The organism is Lysinibacillus sp. NPDC047702 (genome assembly GCF_050272555.1).
GTDB lineage: Bacteria > Bacillota > Bacilli > Bacillales_A > Planococcaceae > Lysinibacillus.
This window is the reverse complement of sequence record NZ_JBNNMG010000053.1, coordinates 12,367-37,396: the sequence shown is the minus strand read 5'-3', so window position 1 is coordinate 37,396 and position 25,030 is coordinate 12,367. Positions and strand designations below refer to the sequence as shown.

Annotated in this window: 18 protein-coding genes and 2 pseudogenes; 18 read left to right on the top strand and 2 right to left on the bottom strand. The window is 34.9% G+C overall.

What is annotated here, in order from left to right; all coding sequences use genetic code 11:
- Positions 1-1,870 precede the first annotated feature (1,870 nt).
- From ACQKIM_RS20605 to ACQKIM_RS20590, 4 genes are all read left to right on the top strand, one after another.
- The gene (locus ACQKIM_RS20605; protein WP_427547624.1) at positions 1,871-3,691 is read left to right on the top strand and encodes a ThiF family adenylyltransferase; all 1,821 of its coding nucleotides are present in this window, start codon (positions 1,871-1,873) and stop codon (positions 3,689-3,691) included.
- Between the two features lie 5 nt (positions 3,692-3,696).
- Positions 3,697-4,428, top strand: coding sequence for a carboxy-S-adenosyl-L-methionine synthase CmoA (gene cmoA, locus ACQKIM_RS20600; protein WP_427547622.1), 732 nt, complete (start codon positions 3,697-3,699; stop codon positions 4,426-4,428).
- 217 nt (positions 4,429-4,645) lie between these two features.
- Positions 4,646-5,875: an MFS transporter gene (locus tag ACQKIM_RS20595; RefSeq protein WP_427547620.1), complete on the top strand. Its 1,230-nt coding sequence runs from the start codon at positions 4,646-4,648 to the stop codon at positions 5,873-5,875.
- Positions 5,876-5,898: 23 nt separating this feature from the next.
- Positions 5,899-7,605: a carbamoyltransferase family protein gene (locus ACQKIM_RS20590; protein WP_427547619.1), complete on the top strand. Its 1,707-nt coding sequence runs from the start codon at positions 5,899-5,901 to the stop codon at positions 7,603-7,605.
- A gap of 23 nt (positions 7,606-7,628) precedes the next feature.
- Here the strand turns inward: ACQKIM_RS20590 and ACQKIM_RS20585 are convergent, their stop codons facing one another.
- Complete coding sequence (locus ACQKIM_RS20585; RefSeq protein WP_427547617.1) at positions 7,629-8,480, bottom strand: helix-turn-helix domain-containing protein; 852 nt, start codon at positions 8,478-8,480, stop codon at positions 7,629-7,631.
- 204 nt (positions 8,481-8,684) lie between these two features.
- Between ACQKIM_RS20585 and ACQKIM_RS20580 the strand changes: the two genes are divergently transcribed.
- From ACQKIM_RS20580 to ACQKIM_RS20555, 6 genes and pseudogenes are all read left to right on the top strand, one after another.
- Positions 8,685-9,677: a S66 family peptidase gene (locus ACQKIM_RS20580; RefSeq protein ID WP_427547615.1), complete on the top strand. Its 993-nt coding sequence runs from the start codon at positions 8,685-8,687 to the stop codon at positions 9,675-9,677.
- Between the two features lie 988 nt (positions 9,678-10,665).
- A pseudogene (locus ACQKIM_RS20575) lies at positions 10,666-10,794 on the top strand (transposase); the annotation flags it as partial.
- Between the two features lie 103 nt (positions 10,795-10,897).
- Complete coding sequence (locus tag ACQKIM_RS20570; protein ID WP_427547613.1) at positions 10,898-11,137, top strand: hypothetical protein; 240 nt, start codon at positions 10,898-10,900, stop codon at positions 11,135-11,137.
- Positions 11,138-12,239: 1,102 nt separating this feature from the next.
- On the top strand, positions 12,240-15,686 hold the full coding sequence (locus ACQKIM_RS20565; protein ID WP_427547611.1) for an S-layer homology domain-containing protein: 3,447 nt from the start codon (positions 12,240-12,242) through the stop codon (positions 15,684-15,686).
- A gap of 89 nt (positions 15,687-15,775) precedes the next feature.
- Positions 15,776-16,054, top strand: a complete 279-nt coding sequence (locus ACQKIM_RS20560; RefSeq protein ID WP_427547630.1) for an S-layer homology domain-containing protein — start codon at positions 15,776-15,778, stop codon at positions 16,052-16,054.
- Between the two features lie 4 nt (positions 16,055-16,058).
- Positions 16,059-16,259 (top strand): S-layer homology domain-containing protein, encoded by a 201-nt coding sequence (locus ACQKIM_RS20555; RefSeq protein ID WP_427547609.1) that lies wholly within the window; start codon positions 16,059-16,061, stop codon positions 16,257-16,259.
- A 93-nt stretch (positions 16,260-16,352) separates the two neighbouring features.
- On the opposite strand, the gene ACQKIM_RS20550 is transcribed toward ACQKIM_RS20555, so the two are convergent.
- On the bottom strand, positions 16,353-17,261 hold the full coding sequence (locus ACQKIM_RS20550) for an IS30 family transposase (protein ID WP_427547607.1): 909 nt from the start codon (positions 17,259-17,261) through the stop codon (positions 16,353-16,355).
- On the opposite strand from ACQKIM_RS20550, the gene ACQKIM_RS20545 reads away from it, so the two are divergent.
- From ACQKIM_RS20545 to ACQKIM_RS20510, 8 genes and pseudogenes are all read left to right on the top strand, one after another.
- A complete protein-coding gene (locus ACQKIM_RS20545) occupies positions 17,261-17,827 on the top strand; it encodes a hypothetical protein (protein WP_427547605.1) in 567 nt (188 codons plus the stop codon). The genes ACQKIM_RS20550 and ACQKIM_RS20545 overlap by 1 nt on opposite strands.
- Positions 17,828-18,840: 1,013 nt before the next feature.
- Positions 18,841-19,839: an ABC transporter substrate-binding protein gene (locus ACQKIM_RS20540; protein WP_427547603.1), complete on the top strand. Its 999-nt coding sequence runs from the start codon at positions 18,841-18,843 to the stop codon at positions 19,837-19,839.
- Between the two features lie 574 nt (positions 19,840-20,413).
- A complete protein-coding gene (locus tag ACQKIM_RS20535; RefSeq protein WP_427547601.1) occupies positions 20,414-22,003 on the top strand; it encodes a helix-turn-helix domain-containing protein in 1,590 nt (529 codons plus the stop codon).
- Positions 22,004-22,432: 429 nt separating this feature from the next.
- A pseudogene (locus ACQKIM_RS20530) lies at positions 22,433-22,969 on the top strand (IS3 family transposase); the annotation flags it as partial.
- Between the two features lie 325 nt (positions 22,970-23,294).
- Entirely contained in the window at positions 23,295-23,708 is a 414-nt protein-coding gene (locus ACQKIM_RS20525) for a hypothetical protein (RefSeq protein WP_427547599.1), read from the top strand.
- Positions 23,709-23,747: 39 nt separating this feature from the next.
- Complete coding sequence (locus ACQKIM_RS20520; RefSeq protein WP_427547597.1) at positions 23,748-24,362, top strand: hypothetical protein; 615 nt, start codon at positions 23,748-23,750, stop codon at positions 24,360-24,362.
- Positions 24,295-24,600, top strand: coding sequence for a hypothetical protein (locus ACQKIM_RS20515; RefSeq protein WP_427547595.1), 306 nt, complete (start codon positions 24,295-24,297; stop codon positions 24,598-24,600). The genes ACQKIM_RS20520 and ACQKIM_RS20515 overlap by 68 nt, the downstream gene beginning before the upstream one ends.
- Positions 24,584-24,997, top strand: coding sequence for a hypothetical protein (locus ACQKIM_RS20510; RefSeq protein ID WP_427547594.1), 414 nt, complete (start codon positions 24,584-24,586; stop codon positions 24,995-24,997). The genes ACQKIM_RS20515 and ACQKIM_RS20510 overlap by 17 nt, the downstream gene beginning before the upstream one ends.
- The last annotated feature ends 33 nt before the right edge of the window (positions 24,998-25,030 follow it).

Sequence of the window (25,030 nt, the reverse complement as noted above, 5' to 3'; positions counted from 1 at the left end):
TTCGTTAGCATAAGGAAGCACCTCCTTCAATTGATACATCTATCGTACCGGAGGTGCCTGGTTATTTATATGCGTTATTTGAATACGGGCTTACTTTTAATCAAACTTTATTCCATCCCTACATGTGAGTTATAACTAATGCTGTCACAATTTATAATTATATTTGTCATAAATATATAAGATATTGTGACATCGAAAACCAACCTTGGTACAGTGTAGTCATTGCTGTACCAGGGTTTTTGTTTTTTCTTAGAATGTTTTTTATGAATAAATACATAAAATATATAGTTGATAATTACAGCGAAAATTATAATTAATATTGTCACTTTATCAGTTTTTAATGTTAAGAGATAATAAAGTTGTTTAATTTATGTTGAATGACAACAAAGTTGGGTACCACACAGCTAAGTTGTACCCTTATTGTTGATAATATATTTAAATAACTGAAGTTAGATATTGTAAAGTGAAAATAAAATTCTTAAATTTACATATGAAAATATATGAGGCTGGGACAAAATTTCACATCAGAAAAGCGCGAGAAATCAACAATTTTAAAAATTGAGTTCTCGCGCTTTAAATTTTTTGACTAGTTATGTCCTAACCTCTTTAAAGTTGTTTTAATCTTTCTTAAAAAAATAACTTCTGAATGTAGAATAGATTACACTCTTTTAAGTGAATTTTTAGGAGTTACCAAAAAGACATTGACTAGCTCTAGTGGAGTGTATAAAGGGATCTCTTCATTGATAAAAAATATATTAGTTGATTTAGAGAATGATAAAAGCTGTAATACAAACAATAAAAAATAGAAACATGGTAACTTAATCTTTATTTTGTTCAATTTTTTATTCTAGACCTACTTTAATAAGGAGCCTATTATAAAAGCCTTCACATGTGATAAAACTATAAATAGTTCTTATATTTATAAAAGAAGGTGTTTTCGAAAAAAGAAGATAAGAATACGGAAGCGTTGAAGACGGACAACTAGTTGAATTTTTTTGGTAGATAATTTTATTTACCATATGTATATATAAGATGGTGTGGCATCAAAAATAAACCTTGGTACAGTATAGTCGTAGCTGTATCAGGGTTTGTATTTTTTCGCCTGTTTTTTTAATAGGATACATAACATATATAGTTGACTATTACAGCAATAATTATAATTAATATTGTAACTTTATCAGTTATTAAAGTGTTGGGTTGCTAACAAGAAGTATTTTAGACAAAAAAATTGATAAAGTAATTTTGCGAAAAGCTTGAGGATAAAATTTCCTAATGACTTTTTTGTATGAATTTTACTGCACTTTTATTAAAGTCGGTCTTTTACTAAATGTTATTTGTAAAAAGTTTGTCACCTTCCCAAATTATTTCTCCGTAATCTACTTGGGAAGGAATCTTTTTCATTCTTCTGGACTCTCCCGATGCTATTCTTTATTCACCAATTTTAACTTCTCCGTTTCCTGACTGCGTAATAGACGAATCTTTCACAACGAGGTTGATATCCAGACTGCCGTCACACACGTGTATCTCGACTGAGCCATCTACCCGTTCAACCACAATATGTCAATTGATGGCTATTAATAACGGTAACATGAGCGATGATCTCACCATCTCGATTATCAATTTTAAGTGCGGTGGTTAGGTTCTATACTTGAAAAGCACCATTGTGTTTCAAAATAAATATTATGTAAATTTGAGAAATTATTTTTTTGAAACCATATAAAGGATAAAAAGTAAGTAATATATTCCATTTTAATCTAAAAAAAATAAAATTTAGAAAATATATGAAACTTTTATATAAGATGTATAAATCTTTAATATAATTTGTATAAATTCAAGTAAATATGAAATACATGGAGTAAGGAGATTAATCATGACAACTCACTACAACGTCCAAAAACATAATACTATATATCAAGTGAAAGACAGAATATTAATTGGTACTATGCCTCCTAAAGCGCAAGTAATTGAAGAAGCTCCCGATTACCTTGGGAATATTTTAAAGTACTTTTCTAAACCAAGAACGTTAGATGATAGCTTTAAATTCATTACAAGTAACTCTAGTTTATCCGAAATAGAAGCTCGTAATCTAGTAGAAGAATTAATTGAAAATAAAATTATTTCAAATAAAAAGTTTGATTCGGATAATCGTTATTCTAGACATTCTCTTTATTTTGATTTAATTGATGCTCCTATTAATGCACAGGAAATTTTGGCGAATAAAACTGTAGGATTAGTTGGGATGGGTGGTATCGGCACTAATATAGCAATGAATTTGGCAGGAGCCGGTATTGGTAAACTGATATTCTCGGATGGAGATACTATTGAATTAAGTAATTTAACTCGACAGTTTTTATATCATGAAGAGCATGTTAACAATTTCAAAGTTGAACAAGCTGCTAAGCAATTAGCACTAATTAATTCAGAAATTGAACTTGTTCCAATATTAGAGTCTATTTCCGATGTAGAAATATTTGATAAATATTTTAATGAGTGTGACATTATTATTTTGTCTGCTGATTCTCCAGCAGAAATTCACGAATGGATTAATTCAGCTGCAATGAAGCATGGTTTTGCATATAGTAATGCAGGATATATTGATTCATTTGGAGCTATTGGTCCTATGGTCATTCCAGGAAAAACTGCCTGCTATGAATGTTATAAGAATGATGGAGATCTATATAAATTTTTGGATAATGGTCAAGAATTGCCAAGTAATTTAAATGAAAGTTTTCAAGCGCCAAGTTATGGACCTTTAAACTCAATGGTTGCTGCGATACAAGCAAATGAAGTAATTAGATATTTGATTGGAGTGGAAAGAAAGACGGAAGGAACTCGCCTTCTTATCAATTCACAGAACTATAAAATTTATGAAGAAGTATTTACTAAAAATGAAAATTGCAAAAAGTGTGGGCATTTCACTCACCATACAGAAAATTTGCACGCTAGTTTTCAAGAAAGTTCACTGACAGATGTTTATGTAAACGAACGAGAAAATGATTCATTTAACAGCATATTACTTGATTCGATGATGGATAGATTGATTAAAGTATTACCTAATACAAAAATATTGGATATTGGCTGTGCAACTGGAGAACAAGCTATTCATTTTGCACAAAAAGGAGCAACTATAGTTGCCAATGATATTTCTGAAGAGATGCTTGAAGTAGTAAACAATAAAGTCAATATATTAGAGTTAAAAGGGATTGAAACATTACATGGAGATATTGTCAATTTAAACATTGAGGATAAGTTCAATTATGTTATTTGTAATAACGTTTTAGATTATATCGAAGACATAGGCACAAGGCTTTCGAAATTTGCAGGATTATTAACTGAGAATGGAACTTTAATAGTTACAATCCCACATCCTATTAAAGACGGAGGTGTTTGGAAGAAGGAGTATTATAATGGACGATGGAATTATGAAGATTTTTCATTGCAGAATTATTTTGCAGAAGGGAAAATTACAAAATCAAGAGAAAACAAAGATGGCGAGACGGTAATTTCATCTATAGAAAGTTATCATCGAACTACAGAAACATATTTCCAAACATTTGTCCAAGCTGGATTTAAAGTAGTGGGATTATTTGAGCCCCAACCTCCAAATATTGTCGCTGAAACACATCCGATCTTATTTGAAAAATGCAGTCATATTCCTTATTTTCAAACATTTGTATTAAAAAAGGAGTAAATGCTATGGATTTAGATACGATTTATTTTAAAAAAACTAAAGTAGAAGATTTTTCGTTTAATGAAAGTGTTAGCTTAGTTTTTGATGATATGGTTAATCGTAGTGTGCCTTTATATAAGGAATTTCAAAATTTAATTGTTCAATATATTGTTAAACATTTGGTGAAAGATACGAATATTTATGATTTAGGTTGTGCCACGGGAACAACGTTAATTCTATTGAACAACCTGCTAAATAAAACCAACACAAAGTTTTATGGAATAGATAATTCTGAATCGATGTTATTCAAGGCAAATGAAAAAGTTAAAGAAATGGCTAAAAGTCCTCAAACAATTCATTTTCTACAGGAAGATTTAACAACTATTAATTCTTTTATAGATCCAGGATGTTTTATTTTAAATCTTACATTACAGTTTATACGACCTATGGAAAGAGAAGATTTATTAAAAAAATTATACAATAGTTTGCCCCAAAATGGATTCGTTATTCTGTATGAAAAATTATTAGAAGAGGATTCTGTATTCACACGAAATTATATAGATTTATATTACGATTATAAACAACAAAAAAATTATTCCAAGTTGGAGATTTCAAGAAAGAGAGAAGAATTAGAGAATGTATTAATCCCATTTACTGAGATAGAGAATAAAAACTTGTTAAAAAAAGTCGGTTTTTCAAAAGTATCAACAATTAGTAAGTATTTAAATTTTGGAGTTATTATTGCCATTAAGGTATGAAATTACAAAATCTCATTGAAAGGAGGTGATAGTATGTTGAAAATCCGTAAAGTTACTAATATCGAAGGTCGCTCTTGTGTATTTTGTAACTAATAAAGATAACCCATTGATTGGGCAGACAATTAGAAATTTATTTTGATTTTCTAATTTGTCTTACGTAAAGGGAGGGAAACCCTCCCTTTATTACTATTACTAGATTGAGTATAGGAGTAAAAATATGGGCAATAGCAAGTCGATTTGGAAAAATCCTAAATTTACAACATATGCATGCGGAACCTTATTTAATTCATTGGGAAACGCTTTTTTTGATTTAGCGTTACCATTGTTGATTTATCATAGAACGAATTCTTTATCCCTGATGGGTGCTTCTGTTATTTTTACACAACTTCCTAAAATAATAATGGGTCCTTTAATCGGCACTTGGGTAGATCGATTAAACCCTCGAACGATTTTATTTACTTCTTATGCAATACAGTTTATATTAGTTAGTTTAATTCCAATTTTGGAATATTTAACATTACTGAATTCTATGTTGGTATTGGTAATTGGATTTCTAGTAAATACTGCAAACTTGTTTGCAAGATCTGCCCAATTTTCAATTATCCCCTTACTATATCCCACACAAAAATTAGAGGCAAATGCTGGTTTCGCTACTGTATGGACATCTTCGATGATTACAGGGCCAATAATTGGGGGTGGGTTGTTAACTATATTTTCCCCAATGAGTTTGATTATATTAAATGCCTTATCTTTTATTATGATGATTTTCTTTTTATATTTAGTTCGAATTCCAGATAAGGAAAAAGTAATTGGTCAAAAGAAAGCTTTTGCTAAAGATTTGGTGGAAGGTTTAAAGATTGCTATGGCCACTAGAACTTTAAGAATCTTTTTGGTATCTTCCTTTTTACTAATTTTTTCTGTAGCCCCTGTCTCTACCTTAGTTATTTTTTATTTGAAAGAAGTCTATTTATTTGAGGATTCTAATATAGGATTTGTAGTGGCCACTTCTGGTACAGGACTCTTTCTCGGAACATTAGTCATTAGTAAAATGAAAAAGGGGAATTTAGGAAATTTAATTTATATAGGATTTTTATGTATGTTAGCAGGCTTAACTTTACTACTTCTTCCTGGTTGGTGGTTCATTCCAATATCTCTTTTCATGATTAGTTTAGGGTCAATCATTTATTCAATTAGTAGAAATTCAATTATTCAATCATACTGTCCACAGGAGTATCTAGCTCGTGTGAATTCAATTTTCCAATTGATGGAACAAATTGCGACGCCTATAAGCATTACAATTATTGTGGGTATGGCATCTTCGGGCATTCATAAATCTATTTTTTTGACTCTGGTTGGTATTTGCATAGCAGCAACCATGTTATTTAAATTTAGTAAATTAAATTCTAAAAGTATAAATTTGGAAGAAGTGTTTTTGAAAAAAAATTAATTTAAATATAAGGTGGAGTTTTAATGATTACTGTTGGGTTAAACGCATGTATTGTTGATGAAAACAACGAAATAAGACCTGTTGATGGTGGAGGAGTTTGCCTTTTTGAAGATGATAAATTATTATTTGCGATTACAGAAGAACGCTTAACATATAAAAAATATGATGGGGGATTTAAAAAATCATTAGAATATGTATTAGAGGCTAGTGGAAAGAGCTTGCAAGATGTTGATCAATTTGCGGTTAGTTTTTACGGAGTATCATTAAATGTTCCTAAGTTTCTTATCGAATATATACAGACTGAACTGTCTATTCAATCTCATCAAAAATTAATTATTGTCCCAAGTCATCATTTGTCTCATGCCTATGCTGCTTTTTATTCTAGCGGTTTTAAAGAAGCTTTGATTGTAGTTAATGATAATGAAGGGCAAATTATTGGTGAAAAGAAGTCACCACATATGTTTGAAAATTCATGTGAAAGAAATTCGTATTATTTAGCTAGAAATGGAGAAATTGAATTAATTGATCGTGATTTTGAGTATCCACAGGGATTAGGGTTTGGAAAACTATACAATAAATTCACGCGATATCTAGGTATGGGTAATTACCATAATGCTGGAAAAACAATGGGTTTAGCATCATTTGGTAGCGACAACTTATTAAGCTTAGGGGAAGCTTATATAAAAGATTATGATGGAAGTATTCATTGTATTATTCCCGATACAGGTAGCACTGAAAAAGATATGAAGACTTTATTTAAAAAATTAGGTGTAACGATTCCAGAACCTAGAAAAAAAACAGATCCTTTAAGACAAATGCATGCAGATTTAGCGCAATATGTTCAAAAACAACTTGAAAAGTGGACTACTGTAAAAGTAGAAAAACTAACAGAACAATATAATCTTGAGTATGTATGTGTAGGTGGGGGAGTTGCCTTAAATTGCCCAACCAATTCAGCTTTATTAAATATTGAAAGAGTAAAAAATGTATATATTCCGAATGCACCCCAAGATCAGGGATTGTGTATTGGGAATGCAATATATGCGATAGTGAATTCTCGAAGAGAAAAAGCAAACTTTAATCAAGTGAAATTTGAAGTGCCTCTATATTCAGGGAAGAAATATACTGTGACAGCTAATGAAATCCAAACAATACTGAAGGAGTTTTCCAATCTTCATTTTAGTGAGGTTGAAGATCCTTGTAAAATCGCAGCTAAACTCATTGCAGAGGGAAATGTAATAGCTTGGTTCCAAGGAGCAAGTGAATTTGGTCCAAGAGCTTTAGGTAATCGAAGTATTTTGGGAGATCCTCGCGATAAACTTGTAGTTAATCGGTTGAATTTAGAAATAAAAAAACGGGAAGCGTTTCGTCCTTTTGCACCTAGTGTACTAATTGAAAAAACACAAGATTACTTTGAAAATTTTTCAATAGAGAGTCCATCAATGATGTTTACTGCAGATGTAAAAAAAGAGCAAGTTAAAAACATCAGTGGGGTGGTTCATGTTGATGGGACTGCTAGGTTACAAACTGTTAATAAGCAAGATAATCCTATGTATTATCGATTAATTCAACACTTTGGAAAATTAACAGGTATCTATTTAGTCATCAATACATCTTTTAATTTGGATGGAATGCCAATTGTAGAAACGCCTTATGATGCTATTGCATGCTTCAATAAAAGTGAGCTGGATTACCTAGTCATTGAAAACTTTGTATTGAGAAAGATATAGTAGTAAAGCTTATAATGTCTAAACTAGATGAATTTCTTGAGAAACAGCTTATGATTATTTTGTATATTTGCATCTTCTAAAATACCTATAATTTCAATAGCTTTTTCTGCATTTTTTATTCCCTCGTTTAGCTGATTTTTCTCGATTTGATAAATCCCATTTAAGAATAAATATTTTGTTTTTTCGAAATACAAATAGGTATTATTAGGAATTTCGTCAATATAATTAAGGAACCACTTTGCATCATCTAAATGACCAGTTTCAATAGTATAAATAACAACGTTTAACAGGATACGAATGAATTCTGTTTTAATTTTGGGGATTTTGATATTAAGTTTAGATTTAGAAATTATTTCTTTGGCTAAAATAATAACAGTTTGATATTTTAAAATACACATTGCATTACCGAAAAGAATGATTTCATAATATCCCCAATGATCATTCTTTAATAAATAGTCACTAATAAAATTTCTTTCAGAATCAGTAACCTCAAAATTTCTATTTAAGTCTCGTATAAGTGCTTTAGTCATAATGTAATTACATTTATAACTACTAGATAAGTGACTTTTCCACTTTTTTTCTTCTTCCTTATAAATGTCGATTAAAAAAGGAATGTTATTTTGTTCGTATGCATGTCTTATTGTATGTAAAAAGATTTCAAGCTCACTAGGTTGATAGTCTCTTGAAATGAGGATGTACTCTTCCATAGAGATATTAAGTTTATTCAGTAAAAGGATAAAATTTGATAGAGAGATATCAGACTCACCTCTTTCAAATTTAGATAAAAAAGAACTACTAATAATACCTTCAGCAACTTCTTTAAGAGAATATCCTTTACTTATGCGGATATTTTTAAAATTTTGACCATAATTCATACTTTATCACTCTCTTTTATATTTTTTACTGGAAATGTAAATTATTATATACTATAATAAAAATTATGCAAGGGGTGTATTTAATGGAAAAATTAGGTATAATTATTATTGTTGGATAGAATGATAGAATTAATTTAAAGAAGGATTAATAAATGAGCTCAATTGATTTGATTCAATACATAGAAATAGGAGGTGTTGATTGGAATGCAACGTTTACGAATCGGCGATCAAATTGGTATTTTTTCACCTTCGTCTCCTGCAACTGTAACCGCAGCACCTCGTTTTAATAGAGCAAAGCAATTTTTAACGGAAAAAGGGTTTCAAATTATCGAAGGTCAATTAACAGGAAAACAAGATGGGTACCGTTCAGGATCACCAAAGGAAAGAGCAGAAGAGTTAAACCAATTAATACGTAATCCGGATATTAAAATGATTATGTCTACAATTGGAGGAACAAACTCAAATAGTATGTTACCTTATATTGATTATGAGGCATTTCAACTAAATCCAAAGCTTATTGTTGGATATTCTGACGTTACAGTGATTCTACTTGCAATTTATGCAAAAACTGGTATTCCAACATATTATGGCCCTGCATTCATACCGAGCTTTGGTGAATTTGAACCACTTGTATATGAAACATATCGTTATTTTGAACAGTTTTTTATAAGAAAACAAAAACTTCCGTACTCTATTGATATCCCGTCTCTTTGGACAGAAGATTCTGCTAATTGGTTAGAGAAAACTCATGAAAAGAAGTTGCAAAATAATGAATGGATTACAGTCAATTCTGGAATTGCGGAGGGGCGCTTAATTGGAGGAAATCTAAATGCAATATATGGTAGCATTGGTTCTCCATTTATGCCTAAATTTAAAAAAGGAGATATTTTATTAATTGAAGATAGTATAAAAAACGCAGAAACAGTTGAAAAAAATTTTGCAATGTTAAAAAATCATGGTGTATTTAATTTAGTTTCGGGAATCTTAGTAGGTAAATATGAACGTTTTGATGATATGGGTACAGAAAAAAAACCATATGAAATTTTAACGGAGATAATAGATAATCCCTCTATTCCTATATTAGCTGAGTTTGATAGTTGTCATACCCACCCAATGATTCCTATGCCAATTGGAAAGAAAGTAAGTCTTGACGCAGCTAATAAAACAGTAGAACTAGTAGAAAACTGGATAGTATAATGATAAGTATTTTTAATCCATATAATCATATTGGAGGATAAGTTGTATTAGTGGTAAATAATTAACAATAATGTGTAGTTAATTTCTTTTATTACCAGAAATTGATAATTTAGAGATTATTTCTTAAGGTAGATGAATTGTAGTGAGCTCAAAAGTTAGACAAAATATTTTAGGCGCTACCGAGGGAATAGCACGCACTGAAAAAGTCTATATAACTTCATTTAAAGAGGTATTTGGCGATTCAAACGTCGAATACCTCGCTTTTTTTCATTTATAATAGTGTTGCAGGTGGTGCTCTAAATGATTTAAATCCAAGAAACACCCAATAAAGCTGATTTTTAAGGTGCAATCCATGTCGTTAATTCAACAACTAGATGAGCAGCAAAATGAAGGGCTTCGTCAAAATGCTTCTCACCTTACACAGCAAATTCAAATTATTAAACATTACCTTGTGATAAAAATTTAGAAAAAGCCATAATTCATATTTAAAAACAATATGGTAGCGTTGATTACTCTCTTTTAAGTGAGTTTTTAGGAGTTACTGAAAAGACAACAAGTTCTCAAGGAGTGTATAAAAGGAATAGCTTGTATATTAGCTAACTTGGAGGAAGTTAAACTCCAATACAAACATTTAAAACAAGATCTTTGGACAGACTGGATTTCGTTGATGATAGAGACATAAATTAACCAAAAACACTATACTTCACTACTTCCCGTTATCAAATGACAAAAGCAAAGAACTATTATACGAAACAGTTTATGACAGTTGTCATTATAAAAAATGCCACCTTGTTCTTATAAATTGGCTTAAAATAATTAAAAGATTATGACAGCATTAAATATAACTCACAGGAATTGTTGTGTTGATTTGAAATAAAGTCGTACTGTTTATAAAAAAGATGTACCGTTTAAAATAAAGTTATACCGTTTGTAAAAAAGTTGCACCGTTTTACCCCTTTGGATAATATTAATCTAAAGGGGTGTTTTTATGTCAAAACGAACTAGAACATCTAAATCTGAAAAGTGGATTAAAGAAGGTCGTGGCTCTGTAGTTGGAGAGAATTATAAACCATGGTTAAACATTCAAGATGTGTCATCAAAAGGTCGGTCTACACGTTGAAGAGTTAGAATTTACTTATGATAATTTATTATACAGTTGACCTTACTGTAATATAGCTAAGTCAAATAAATGGATAGGAAAGACATCCAAAGAAGCAGTTGTGGGAAATAAAGGATTTATTGACTCGTGTACGGATGAATACGATATACACCTTGGTAGAGATATAGATGGTAAAATTATATATAAAACATCTTTGGGTCAGTACATACATGAAGAATTAAAATTATATTTAAAGAGACATGAGATATTATTTAATTTAGAAAAGATAAGAATGAAACGGAAAGCCCTTAAAGAAAAAATAGAGTACCGTGAAAAAAATAATCAAGATACAAAGATTTAGAAATTATTTATAAAGATTTAAGTGGTGTTTTCTGTGACTATTATGAATGGATAATCGATGAAAGTCCTGTACATACATTTTAATCGATCTTTTTTATAAAGTGGAATTTAATATTAAAATTAACGTTCGTAGCATACTTTTGATCAAATTTTATTCCAAACCAACATATACTCAACAAAAATATTGTATACTGGTTTCGCTAGATTTAGTAAATAAATCTTTGAAATAACGTTACGATGTTTATAAATAAGATGCTTTAAAATGCCTTTAAGGATTTTTTCCTTAAGGGCATTTTTTTAGTAGAAGTCTGTAGCTGTAGTTTAATAAAAAAGTGATCATCATTTAAAACTCCACAATCGGACCATTTAATGGAGTAACGTATTTTACGAAAATGGTTATGGGTGAAGAGTTTGTGAGGTGTTGCACTTAAACTAACGGGGCAGGGAGTGGATTAAAAAGCTAATGATTCCCATTAGTTTTAGCGAAGCGCACACTCGTATTGTGAATTATAACCATAAATTAAAAATGCTGTTTATAAATCAAGTGGGAAAATATTTTTTTACATCACGAAGTGGTGGAAACCGTTGATACATCAATGTTTATAGAGGGAGGTTAGTCTAATAAGGAATTCCACTTTTATAACGAATTTAATATTAGTTTCGGTGAACCGTATCATTAGTAGGGCGAAAAAATTCACTCTCTTTTTGTAGATAATCTTTTGCAATGCAGTATCTCATAAGACCCGAAAGGGGTTCTATACAGCCGCTTTGAAGGCCGGTTTTCGTGCTCTTTCAGCGTTTTTTTCCATTTGGACGGACTTTTTTTGCTCCAATTCAATTCCTTTTCGTTGAAGATTCTTTTTGCTGCTTGAAACTTGTCTATTTTTGAGAGAATTTTGAGAGAACCATTATATACAATAGGATGGAAAGTAATTTATCTGGAATAATTTACTAGGAAGGCGTTGTAACAGTAAGACTAAATTAATGAAATTGACGAAAAGATAATCGGCTCCACAGAGGAGTTGGAGGCAAGAACGTGATCGGAATAAAACAAGTAGAAATTAGTCATGTTGATGCTCGAATATTCGAAAGGGAGAGGTAGAATGATAAATTTTAGAAGTATTGTATTTGTTTTAATGGTTATGTCTTTAATAGTACTAGAGGTTCATCCTTCATATGCATATGCAGAGAGCAGTATTAAAAGTGGACTCTATTTACAAGGCCCAGATGATCTGGCGAGCCGATTAACGCCAAGACTTCAAACTAAAAGTTCGGCAAATACAGGGACTCATTTGAAGGACTACTATATGGACAGTGATATAAAAAGCGGGATTAGTTATACCGTTAAAAGTGAAGGGGGCGGTATGATTAGACAATGGTGGTATGACCGTGTCCTTTCTCCTGATCCCAACACAAATACTGTAGCAGATAAATTGATCATTGAATTTACAGGTAATGTGAGATATGTCGGGGCAAACTTCACAGGCACTACTCTTTCGGGAGAGTATAAATCTGGAACACGTGTTACTGTAACTGTTTTTGATCGTTCAGGGGGCAGTCATACTTTTTCACATAATGATAGCACAGAGCTTTTATATTTAATTGAATCAACCAATTCGATTAGTAGAATAGAGGTGGAATCTACAGGTCAATTTTCTACCATTGCAAATATCGTAATAGGATCTTATTTTAATGACGTACCAGAAGAATACACGATCTCTACAACCGTTAACAATGCAGCTTACGGTACGGTTACAGGTGGTGGTACATATTTAGAAGGTGTTGAAGCAACTCTTGGAGCAACAGCGAGTACGGGATATGAGTTTGACAATTGGACGGAAAATGGTTCACCTGTTTCTTGCAGTCAAGTTTGTGTTGTAACAGCAAATAAAGACTATAACCTTGTGGCTAATTTTAAACCAATAGATTACAGTATAACTTATCATATTCAGGGTGGAACAAACAATCAGAACAATCCAACGAGTTATACGATTGAGACGGAACCGATTACTCTAGGCGAGCCAATACGAGCGGGTTATACTTTTAATGGATGGTTTGATCAAGAATCGGATGGTTATCAAGTAATACAGATTAGGAAAGGAAGTACTGGGAACAAGATACTATGGGCTAAATGGGCTCAGAATGTAGACTATGTAGCAGTTACTGCAGTTGCTGGGATTTATCCAGTCGGCGTGACATACGACAGCACTACAGGCAAATTCACTGTTCCAACAGATGTGAATTCATTCACATTCAAAGATGGCAATAAAGAAATGAAAGCGACAAAAGGTGCGAATGGTGAATGGATTATTGAAGAGGTAGATACTGTAACACCGCCTTCTTATGATGATTTATTTACAATTCAGAAACCAACAGGTCCTATAAATAATTCGAAGCCAGAAATCAGTGGTACTGTTGATATGACAACAACCCCTTCAACCGTAACGATTGAGCTGAAAAATAGCAACAACGAAACTATATTAGTAGATGGTATCGCGACAGTTCACCCAGTATCAGGGGTATGGACATTCACACCGCCAACTGATTTACCGAATGGTACGTACACCATTATTGCTACAGCAACAAACGGTACAGATACTGTTGTGAAAACACATACGTTCACAGTTACTACAATGCAAGAAGTAGATAAAACTAAGTTACAAAACAAAGTAGATGAAAGTAATAACCTAGTTTCAAGCAACTACACACCAGAAAGCTGGGCACAGTATCAAACGGCTTTACAAAAAGCCAATGAAGTATTAGCAGACCCAGATGCTACACAAGAAGAGGTGAATAACGCATTAGCGTCATTAACAGCAGCACAGAATGCACTTGTACAAGTAGCAGGTAAAGGGCTAAGTGCTTTAACACCATCTACAGGTAGCTCGTTAAGCCCAAGCTTCCAAACAAATGTAACCGATTATACGATGAATGTTGGTTATCCAACAAATGTGATAAGCTTTACTGCGATTCCAGTAGAGGCAGGAGCTACAGTCACAACAACTGTAAATGGACGGCCAGGTACTATTGAACAAATTCCACTACAAGTAGGGGAAAATATCATTGTCATCTCAGTGAAAGATGCAAATGGCAATGTGAGACAATATACGATTAAAGTTTATCGTCAGGCAGATACAGGTGGTGGTCCATGGACACCAAACCCAACACAACCTGTAACACCAACACCAAGCGAGACAAAAACAAAAATCCAAGTGGAGCTTGAAATCGATGGCGAAAAAACACTGGAAAAAACAACGGTAGAGATTGAACGTACTAAGCATGCCAATGGCGATATCACAGACTTTGTTGCTCTAACAGAAGCAAATGCCAAAGAAGCTGTGGCAAAGGCAAAAGCAATCGGTAATGATATTGCGCGTATCGTGTTACCGGATGTCAATGATGAAGTCAAGGAAGCAAAAGTCGAAATTCCAAAAGAATCCTTGAAATTATTACGCGATAACGGGGTAGCGTTAGAAATTTCAACGGAAAACGGACATATTGCGATTCCAGTGAGTTCAATGGAGGGAATTGACGATAACTTCTACTTCCGTCTAGTACCCGTGAAAAAGGAAAGTGAACGTCAAGCGATTGAAGAGCGTGCACGAGCAGAGCGCGTTGTGCGAGCAACACTGCAAAGCAATGATGTGCATGTGGTAGCACGTCCAATGACGATTGAAACAAATATGCCAAATCGCCCTGTACAGGTGACATTGCCATTAAAAGGCGTGAAAATTCCTACAGATGCAACGGAGCGTGAGGCATTCCTGAAGCAATTAGCGGTATTTATTGAACATTCCGATGGGGAGAAGAAAGTGGTTATCCCTGAGGTAGTAACAATGGCGAAGGGTGAGCTAGGCTTACGCTTTACAGTGGAGAAGTTCAGTACATTTACGATTATTCAGGTGAATAAGGAAGAAGAAACAAAATCACCTGTAGAAGTAAAAGAGCATGAAGCGTATATTAAAGGCTTCCTAGATGGCACATTCGGACCAGAGAAAAACGTGACACGTGCTCAAGTGGCAACGATGATTGCGCGTATCCTAGGCTATACAGATAGTACAGTAAATACTACACCGTTTAAGGATATTCCAAGTGATCATTACGCAGCTGGTGCCATTGCCTTTGTCAAAGAGCGTGGCATTATGAATGGCGACGTCAATGGTAACTTCCGTGCCTTTGAAAACATTACACGTGCACAAATGGCAAAGGTAGTGGCGAACTTTAAGCAACTGCATATCGAGGAGAATGTAGCGATTACATTCAACGATACAAAAGGTCATTGGGCACAATGGATTATCGAAGCAAATCGTACGGCAGGCATCATTAACGGTCTTCAAGATGGTAGCTTCGGACCAAATGCGTACTTAACACGTGCGCAAGCCGTAGTAATGATGAACCGCATGTTTGAACGTGGTCCATTAAATGGCGTTACAACACCAAGCTTCCCAGATGTGAAAGCCACACACTGGGCATTCAAAGAAATTGAGGAAGCAGCAAAATCACATTCATACGTGATCGACGAAAATAACAACGAGCAGCTTTCAAAATAATAAATAACAAAGCAGGCTAGGGAAATCCTTAGTCTGTTTTGTTTAATAGAGAGGAATAAACCCTTGGTAACACGTGCACAAATGGCGACATTCCAACTACGACTAACGTTTCGTTTAAAGATACAACGAACCACCCTTCAAAAGATGCGATTGAAGTGATGAAGCAAATGGGATTATTTAATGGCACAACGGAAATGACATTCAATCCCAATGGCACGATTACACGCGCACAAATGGCAAGTGTCGTGGTGGCTCATTGGATCGAAACAGTATGTGCACAGGATCCATCAAAAACGGTCTGTCATGCCTCTGGAAAAGGGAAATCATTTACAGACGTTTCGAACGAATTGGGCTGCAAGTGCAATTGAACAAGTGAGTAAATGGGGGATTATGACGGGGAATAGTGAAACGACATTTAACCCAAACGGTTCCTTAACACGGGCACAAGCCGTAAAAGTGCTCAACCAATTGTTCGAACGTCCGGCTTTAGAGGACATTACAACGTCTACATTTAGTGATGCCCCTTCTACACATTGGACCATTGGGGAAATCGAGAAAGGGCTTGCCCCTTGAAGTGGAGTAAGGTTCCTGTTAAATTGGCGGAAAGACCGATAGACAATAAACTCCCATTAACCCTAGGACAAGAGTTGGTTGATTCATGTCTTCTTACGCTGATTCTCTTAATCTCTTTAATTCTTCCTCAAACATCTCATGCGGTGTTTTGAATCCATGTATTCGTCGTGGCAAGTGGTTCATTTTATCTTCTACAGATTGGATGTAAGATCTACTGTAGTCCTCTATAGACGTTCCTTTCGGTAACCATCTACGAATCATTCTATTGTGATTTTCATTTGTTCCTCGCTCCCATGATGAGTAGGGGTGTGTGAAGTAAATCCCCATCGACTCTTGGCATTTTTCCGCAAGCTCTGAAAACTCACTCCCGTTATCTGCTGTAATGGATTTGAATAGTTTAGGTGCTAACTCCCCAAAATTCTTTAGAATGGTTTCAATCGCATAGTTCACAGAATCCGCATCCTTACCGTCCATTTTGAAAATAAACTCTCGACGCGTTGTCCGTTCGATCAGTGTTAATAAAACATCATCTTCTTTGTCTTTTCTACCAATCACTGAATCGATTTCAAAATGACCAAATTCCTCTTGTGTTTCAATGTACTGTGGGCGTTTTTCAATACTTTCGCCTAAACATTTAGTATTTTTTCTAGCCTTACGTACTGTCTTTGTTTTACGCGATGTCTTGGAAATAAAGTCGGAATTTCTAGTTTTCAACAACCCAAGATCTATATACGCATAAAGAGTTTTTGCGCAAACCATTTCTTCGCGACGAAACTTACCATCAAGCAGTGTACGACCAACAACAGCGTCCGGAGACCACTCCTTTTCCTTCATTAATTGATCTGCGTATGCTAGAAAAGCCAATACTCGCTTCACCTTCAAAGGGTTACGAGAACGAGCCACATTTCGATCAGTGATTGCTTGACCAGTTGCAGCGAAGTACTTCGTGGAATGCAACAAAAGCATACCAAAAAGTATATGGATGCGATTACGCTTCAGCAATGAGTAACGGCTCTCAATTGATAAGAAATGATATGGTTCGAAAGGAGATTTATCGATTGAAGGCAGAGTTAGCTAATGGTATTATGCTTGATGCTCGGCAAATACTACAAAAGTACACATTGATATTGCGTTTGCAGATATTACAGATTTTATTGATTTTACTCAAATTGAGGCAGAATCAACTGAAACAACAGTTGAATTTAACCCAGATGGTTCAAAGAAATCCGAGAAAACAGAAGTTTTACCATATACGTACACGAAGTTTGCTATGCACTATTCAGAAGAAATTTATGGGACACTCGTTACCGAATTATCTAAAGGTAAAGACGGGATGTTCAAAGTTAAACTTGCAGATAAAATGGCAGCCCTTACGATGTTATCAAAATACACAGATTTATTTATTAAATGATGAGCAACTAAAACGGTTACGTGAAGAAAAGTTAAAAGTAGATATTGCAAAAGTATGTTCTGAAACAAAAGGTGCTGGTGGTCGCAACACCACAGGCATTGATTTGAGTAATTTAACAATGGAGGAGTTGGGAGTTATCGCAAATTCTAAGCGATGAGCAAATGAACGCATTGGAAAACGAAGCGGACAAAGAATTAGCGCGCCGCTTCTATCGAGATTATATTGAATATGTACATCACGGTCAAAGTGTGAAGTAATGTAATTTAAATCGCACTCGGTTTGAAAGCAGGAAACACATAATACTCAACTTATAGAGGCTTTGTAATATGAAATTAAGGCAATGAAATGTGTTAATGAAAAGAAAAAATTTAAATACTGCACATTTTGAGTATGTTTTTCTTCTGTTAAATACGAAAGGAGGAAGTGAAACAAAAAAATAAAATATTCATTAATCTATGTTACAAGTGTCTCGGAATTGAGGTAGATAAATATGGATGCAATCTACTATAAAATTTACAAATCATAAAGAGCTAATTGGCAGTTAGTATTTGTTTGTAAGCATATAGTTTGATAAAAAATTTGACGAAGAAAAAGAAGCAATTAAATGGCTAAACGTACAAATATGCACAAAATAAAATTATTGATCCAAATTGCTCTACAAACCTTATAGCCAATGAAACTTACAATTTACATCTGGCTGGAGGCCCAAGTTATCATGTTATTTGCTTTCCACGCCTTGATTCTCATTTGGTATCAAAAGAGTCGTTTTGACACCAAAGAAGTGGATGCCTGACCACCCTAACTGAAAAAATCAGATGTGTGCTGCTAGTATTGGAATTCGGAAGCAGAGCTGGTTTGAGCATTTATACATTTTTTTATGGAGTATCTCGAAGTCCTATATCCAGGACGTCAAAGGTTACCCGCATCCGTTTTTATTTTGGGGTCAAATCATCACAAAAAAGTCATGATGTCTGTCTGGTTCATGAATTTTTATATTGTTTATCGTTTATACGGAAGTGACGAGTTTGTATAAAGCCATTCGTAGAGAATGTGTATTGTTATGTAATCCAATTTGGGGTACTATCTACTCAGGCTAAACGATAATGATTATCATTATAAACAATCAAATTGTTTTGCTACTATACATAAATTATGGGAGTGAATTTAATCATGGCAAGATTGATACTTATGAAAACAGGATGGATATCACTTATAACCGCAGGAATGATTACACTGGCAGGTTGCACCTCGACAGGCGATCAAGCTGTGGGGACGGTCAATCAGCCTGCAAACGCAACGGCAGTGACAAGCGAAGGCACTCCTCAGAGCGAAACACGCGTCGTAACAGATGGATTCGGAGAGGTAGAAATTCCGAAAAATCCGAAGCGAGTCTCAGCTCTTTATCGTGAAGATTATTTGGTTGCACTTGGGGTAACGCCCATTGTGCAATACTATAACCCTATGTGGGGCAAACAGGATTATTTGAAACTGGATGTGCCATTGTTCGATGTGACTGGGAACATCGAAGCTTTGCTTGTATCCGAGCCAGACTTGATTATCGGCGCTGGAGAGGTAGATGCCGAACAGTACGAGCTCTATTCCAAGGTTGCACCGACGTTCCGCTTGCCAGACGATGTACTTGTGGATACGCGCAAAACATTGACCTTAATCGCCGATTTACTTGGTCTAAGCGATAAGGCGAAGCAGGTTCTTGCTGATTACGATGCACGTATTGCGGACGTGAAAACAAAGCTGAACGCGGCGATTGGCGATGAGAAGCTTGTTGTTCTGCGAATGAACGTCGTAGACAAATCGATTAATATTTTTGGCATTCATAACACGTTTGTCGGACAAATCTTATATGAGGATCTTGGGTTGAAGGCTCCAGGGTTCGCCGAGGCAATGACGGAGGGCAATATCGTCTTGTCGAAGGAGGTCATTCCAGAACTTGACGCGGACCATATTATTTTGCTCCCATCCAATGGGACGTGGGAGGAAGAGAGCAACGCGAGAGCTCTTGAGGAAATGAAGGCAGATCGGTTATGGCAGACCGTTCCTGCATTTAAGAACGGTCATGTATATCCAGTAGAGAGATCGTATTGGCAGACGGGAGCCATTACGGCTAACGAATTAAAGCTGGATGATTTACTTCGATTACTGGCTCCTTAGTACTAAATAGGGTGATTACGTTCCTTGGCATAAATCATCGCTATAATTGGGAAATTTAACTGTACCCTTTGTAAAGGACAATTTTAAGAAAGGCTAGACACTTTTTTGAAGCTGCCGTCTGTATTTTGCGGCAGCTTTTTCAATTTCTATTTACATTTTTTTCACTAAGCTTAATTCACCTTCTGACGAACGTCTTGTTTTTGTTTTTCGCATATTTGTAAACTTACTACTCCAGTTATACGGTAAGCGTTATTTCTTCTGAATACGCTTTAAACCAATTAATTCAACATCTAAACCTGCTGCTTTAAAAACTTCTTTAGGTAATTTACCATTTTCAGTTTCTCAATAAAATGAAGGTTAAATTCTTTTGTATATGTAATCGTTAGCCTGTATATTTGGATTGCATTTTATTTTTTTCTGTTCTTCTTTAGTAAAGTATTTATTGGACATTTCTACTTCGACTTCTTTTTCCTCAACTTAAAAAAGTACAGTTTAAGGTTGATGGGCGGCTCTTTTTGATTTACACTAAATTCATTGAGAATGAATATCAATTAAAGGGCGGTTGTTAGTAACAATGGATATTGAACAGTGCGAGCAGGCCGAGATGGCACCATTAGTGCGATATATGCTGCAATCGATCCGCTTCATCGTTGTGGGCGAACAAGCCGAAATGAATGATTCGGATGGCAGCAATAGAAACGATACAGAAAGCTTTGAACTCCTCTTTATTATGAGTGGCACGGGACAAGGAAAATGTTATTTACAGGGACCTGGCAGATATTTCACTATTAATCATAAGGTTTCGAACTGCAGTTACTACCAGGTTCGCTTCGTAACGATAGGCTATGATGCAGCTTTAGGTTTGCTACCAGATAAGCAAGAGCTTGCCTGCTCACCCTTCGCAAAGACAATGGAGATCCTTAATGAGTTATATGGGCTCCGCAGAGCGAGCGACGAGCTCGAGCTGTTCCAACGATTTGTGAAATTCCAAGAGTTGCTGCTCTTTCTATTCCAACAAAATGCACCTGTAATCGAAGAGAAGGGAACGGATACCGAGCATCATGGGGTAGAGCTAAGTATACGGCACATTCATCAATATTACCGTGAGCTGCTGACTGTGGAAGAGCTGGCCTCCCTTGCAGGCATTGATCGTTGGAAGTATACCCGTCTGTTCAAAGAGGCTACTGGTCAAGTACCGCTTCAGTACTTGAATGAAGTACGGATTAATCAAGCCAAGAAGTGGCTGGCGAGCGCCGATGACAAGTTGCTCGATATTGCGCTAAATGCAGGTTTCAGCAATGAATATTATTTCAGCCGTCGTTTCAAGCAGACGGTAGGCATATCACCCGGACAATACCGTCGCAGTCGCAAGGGAAAGCTTAGAGTAGTAGCGCCATATTTGGAGGATTTCATCGTCGCGCTGGATATGGAGCCTATCGCCCAATATTGGCATGAGAAATGGGGAAAACAAGACTATCTAGGCTTAAACCATATTCCGACGTTTGAGGAGAACAGGGGCAATCTTGAAAAGCTTTCCTATTATAAACCAGATTTGATATTGCTTGTGGATCGTTACGAACAACAGCAATATGCTCAGTGCCGACGCATATCCAACACGTGCATCCTGCGTGAGCATACGAATAATTGGCGTACACTGCTACGTACCGTCGCCGATTATTTCGGGCGAGCGGAGTTGGCCGATGAAGCTATCGCAAATTATGATTTCAAAGCAAGGAGTGCGAGTCAAGCGCTGAGTCATCTTATGAAAGGTCAGAGTGTTGCTTTTTTGCGTATCTCAGCGGACCAGATCATCCAATATACGGAAGGAGGGCAAGGTTTTGTTTCAACAGTTCTCTATGGCGATGTTGGATTGCGCTCCCACTCCGCAGTAGGTTTAGCTTCAAAAGCGAACAGGCCAGGTATGTTCAATCTCTCTGTAGAAGATCTGCGTATGTTATCCGCAGATCACCTGTTCATTACTTTCGATAAATGGCATGGCCAGGAAGAAGGTAAGGAGAGGGAACTGCTTGAGAAGCCAGAGTGGCGTAATCTGCCAGCTGTTAGAAACAACCATGTTTACGAGGTTGATTTTCTAACTTGGATGAATAATGGAATTATTTCCAACAGCAAAAAACTCGATGATATACTGCGATCGTTAGCTTGATTTGGTTTTGCTTACGGATCTCAACTAATACTGTTAATGGTAAGCATCTCATCCAAGGTATTAGCCAGACTTTGGGTTGGAAGGATTGATAATAAGAGATACTTTACTTTTAAATACTCTAAAGATAAAGGAGCTGTTGTCATGAAATTTTTCACTTCAATGCTTTCTGAAAAATGGGATTATGCAATAAGGTTTGCAAAAGATTTATTGAACTCAAATAGTCATATATCATTAGATAATAGAGATCACCCAATTTATCTAGCACGACGTTTAAGCAGTATACGATTATTGTAATGTACACCTGATTGTGCACCGTTAGCTCGCTTTGCCCGTAAAACTTTTTAATGTTCAGATGCTGTTTCATACATACAGGAGATATGAAAGATAGAGGCAAAGCAACCGTAACTCCTAAAGGTATAAAATTTAAAGGTTGGTAAAATTGCGCCTAATATTTTAGATCGTAATTTTACAGCAGATGCCCCAAATGAAAAATGGGCAACAGACATTACAGAGTTTAAATTATTCGGTGAGAAGCTTTATCTATCTCCAGTTTTAGATTTATTTAATGGGGAAATTATCACGTACACAATTGGCTCTAGACCAACCTATTCACTTGTTTCAGACATGTTGGACAAAGCATTCGCACGATTACCTGAGCGCCATCAGCTACTGATGCATTCTGACCAAGGCTGGCATTATCAAATGAAACCGTATCGTTATGCCCTTGAAACAAGGGAGATTGTCCAAAGTATGTCTCGTAAAGGAAACTGTTATGACAACTCTGTGATGGAGAATTTCTTCGGCATTATAAAATCTGAATTCCTTTACATGAAGGAATTTGAAAGTATAGAGCATTTTAAAATAGAATTAGAAAAATATATTAATTACTATAATACAAAACGAATCAAGGCAAAATTAAAAACGAGTCCAGTGCAATACCGTACTCGTTTTACCCAAACTGTCTAATGAAATAACCGTGTCTAACTTTTAGGGGTCACTTCAATAGTTACTACGGTTTTTATGGATTTTTAAGTTTTCCAGTACCTTCAGTTTTTTATCTATTGGTATGAAAAGGAAAATCGGAAAAATATTGTTATTTCATTTTTGTATGATATTCTTTTTTATAGAAATGGTAGTAAAGAATTGTTTTCAAATGACGAGGAGGTCGTGAGATTGGAGAGGCTATTAGTTTCTTCAATGGTTAACGATCAAAAGTCTGTTAAGAAGAGTGGTAGTAGTAATGGTGAAAAAATTGAAAAATCAAAGTAAGTAAAGGCTTTGGGGGGTTATCATGAAGAAATTTTTACTTCTGATGTTATCTTTATTCATTTTGTTGTTTCTTATTAGTTGTAGTGAGGAAGAACAAACAGAGGAACGATTTCGGTTTGCAGGAGAGATTGACAAAATCATTGTGACTGGTAAAGGTGTAAAACATGATTTAGCTACACGTACCATTGATAAAGAGGTTGAAATTAATATTATTAGAGAAGCTATGAAAAATGCAGGTGTATTCTTAGGGAAACGTACAAACGAAGGATTTTTATTCGAACTTGAAATTATATTTAAGGATGATTCAAGGCAATTTGTAGATTTATGGTATTATCCTTCGACTGAAACAGGTCTTTTTTATACAGATAAAATTTATTATTCGATGAATGATTCAGGCGTTCCAGAGCTAATTGAACTTTTTGAATCCTTTCAATAGATAGTTTAAGATAATAAAATTTTAAAAGGGGTTTATTTTATGAAAAAATTGTTTACTTTGTTAGTAACACTTATTAGTTGTATCACATTTTTGGGTTTTGGTAATAATGCTTTTGCTAATGAACAATCAAGTGATGCAGAGGAAATAAGTTATAAACAAGAGGCACAAAGGGAGTTGTTTGATAAACTGGCTAGACCATTAACTATGACACTGACACAAACACAAATGGATATACATGACTTCGGTGATTTATTTTTTGATAAAAATGAAGAACTTCATTTCAAATATAAAGAAAGTGTTGTTCCTACCAGCAAAATTTTACAACAACTCTTGGTCAACCTTCGTGCAAATGGAATTGAAGTAGAAGCGGGAACATATACACATAAAGATTTACTTAAACAACAAGATGAAATTTATCAAGAAATAGTAGATTACTATGGTGGAGAGGAGAATTTACCTACGATTTCTTTAGTGTCAGATATTTTTGAAGAGAAGGTGAAATTTTCATATAATTCTTTAGAAGAAGCATTATTAATCAAACAAAGTTCTGAGTATGGCGATATTTTAGAGTTTGAACAAAAAGAGTTTGAAAAAAAGGAACTTAATAAATCGCAAACAGGTAATTGGACTAATTTGGGAGCAGGAAGCTATTGATAATAGTAATTGCTCTGTAGCGGGAATAGCAGCTAAATCTGGAAACTATTTTTTAATTACAGCATCCCATTGCTTTAGCGGAACTGTAGCGTCAGATGGAACTGGTAGACTTGTAACTCAAAATTCTTATTATGTAGGTCGTCAACATGCCCAAGCAATGGGGGTAAACTTGGATTTTGCCTTAGTGAAAATAATGGATAATGGTTTAAGTGGCGGGCGATATGCCGAATGGAATTAGAGTAGCAACAGATACGAGTACAGCAGAAGTCTTTGACAATACACTAACAGCTGTTGATTCTACAAGTCCAGCATTTAGTCAAGTCGTGTGTCGTGCAGGGATTATTACAGCGAAACAGTGTGGTCGAGTCATTCAAAAAGGTGCTATGCTTGGTGGCTGGCCAGATAATAAAACTAGAAAAGTTTTTGTAGTAGCCCCAGACAACCCAAGTGGTTTTTCTACGGGTGGAGATAGTGGTGGACCTGTGTATCGCCCAAATACAACTGGAAATATTTTAACTGGTGTATTGGTAGGTACAAGTGCTTCCAACGGCTTTTTTACAGATATTATGGATGGATTGAATTATTATAGTGCATCCTTGTATACAAGTAATTCAATTGTGAAAGTTGTTAATTAGTGATAAATGGTAGCTAATAGAGTATAAGCCTAA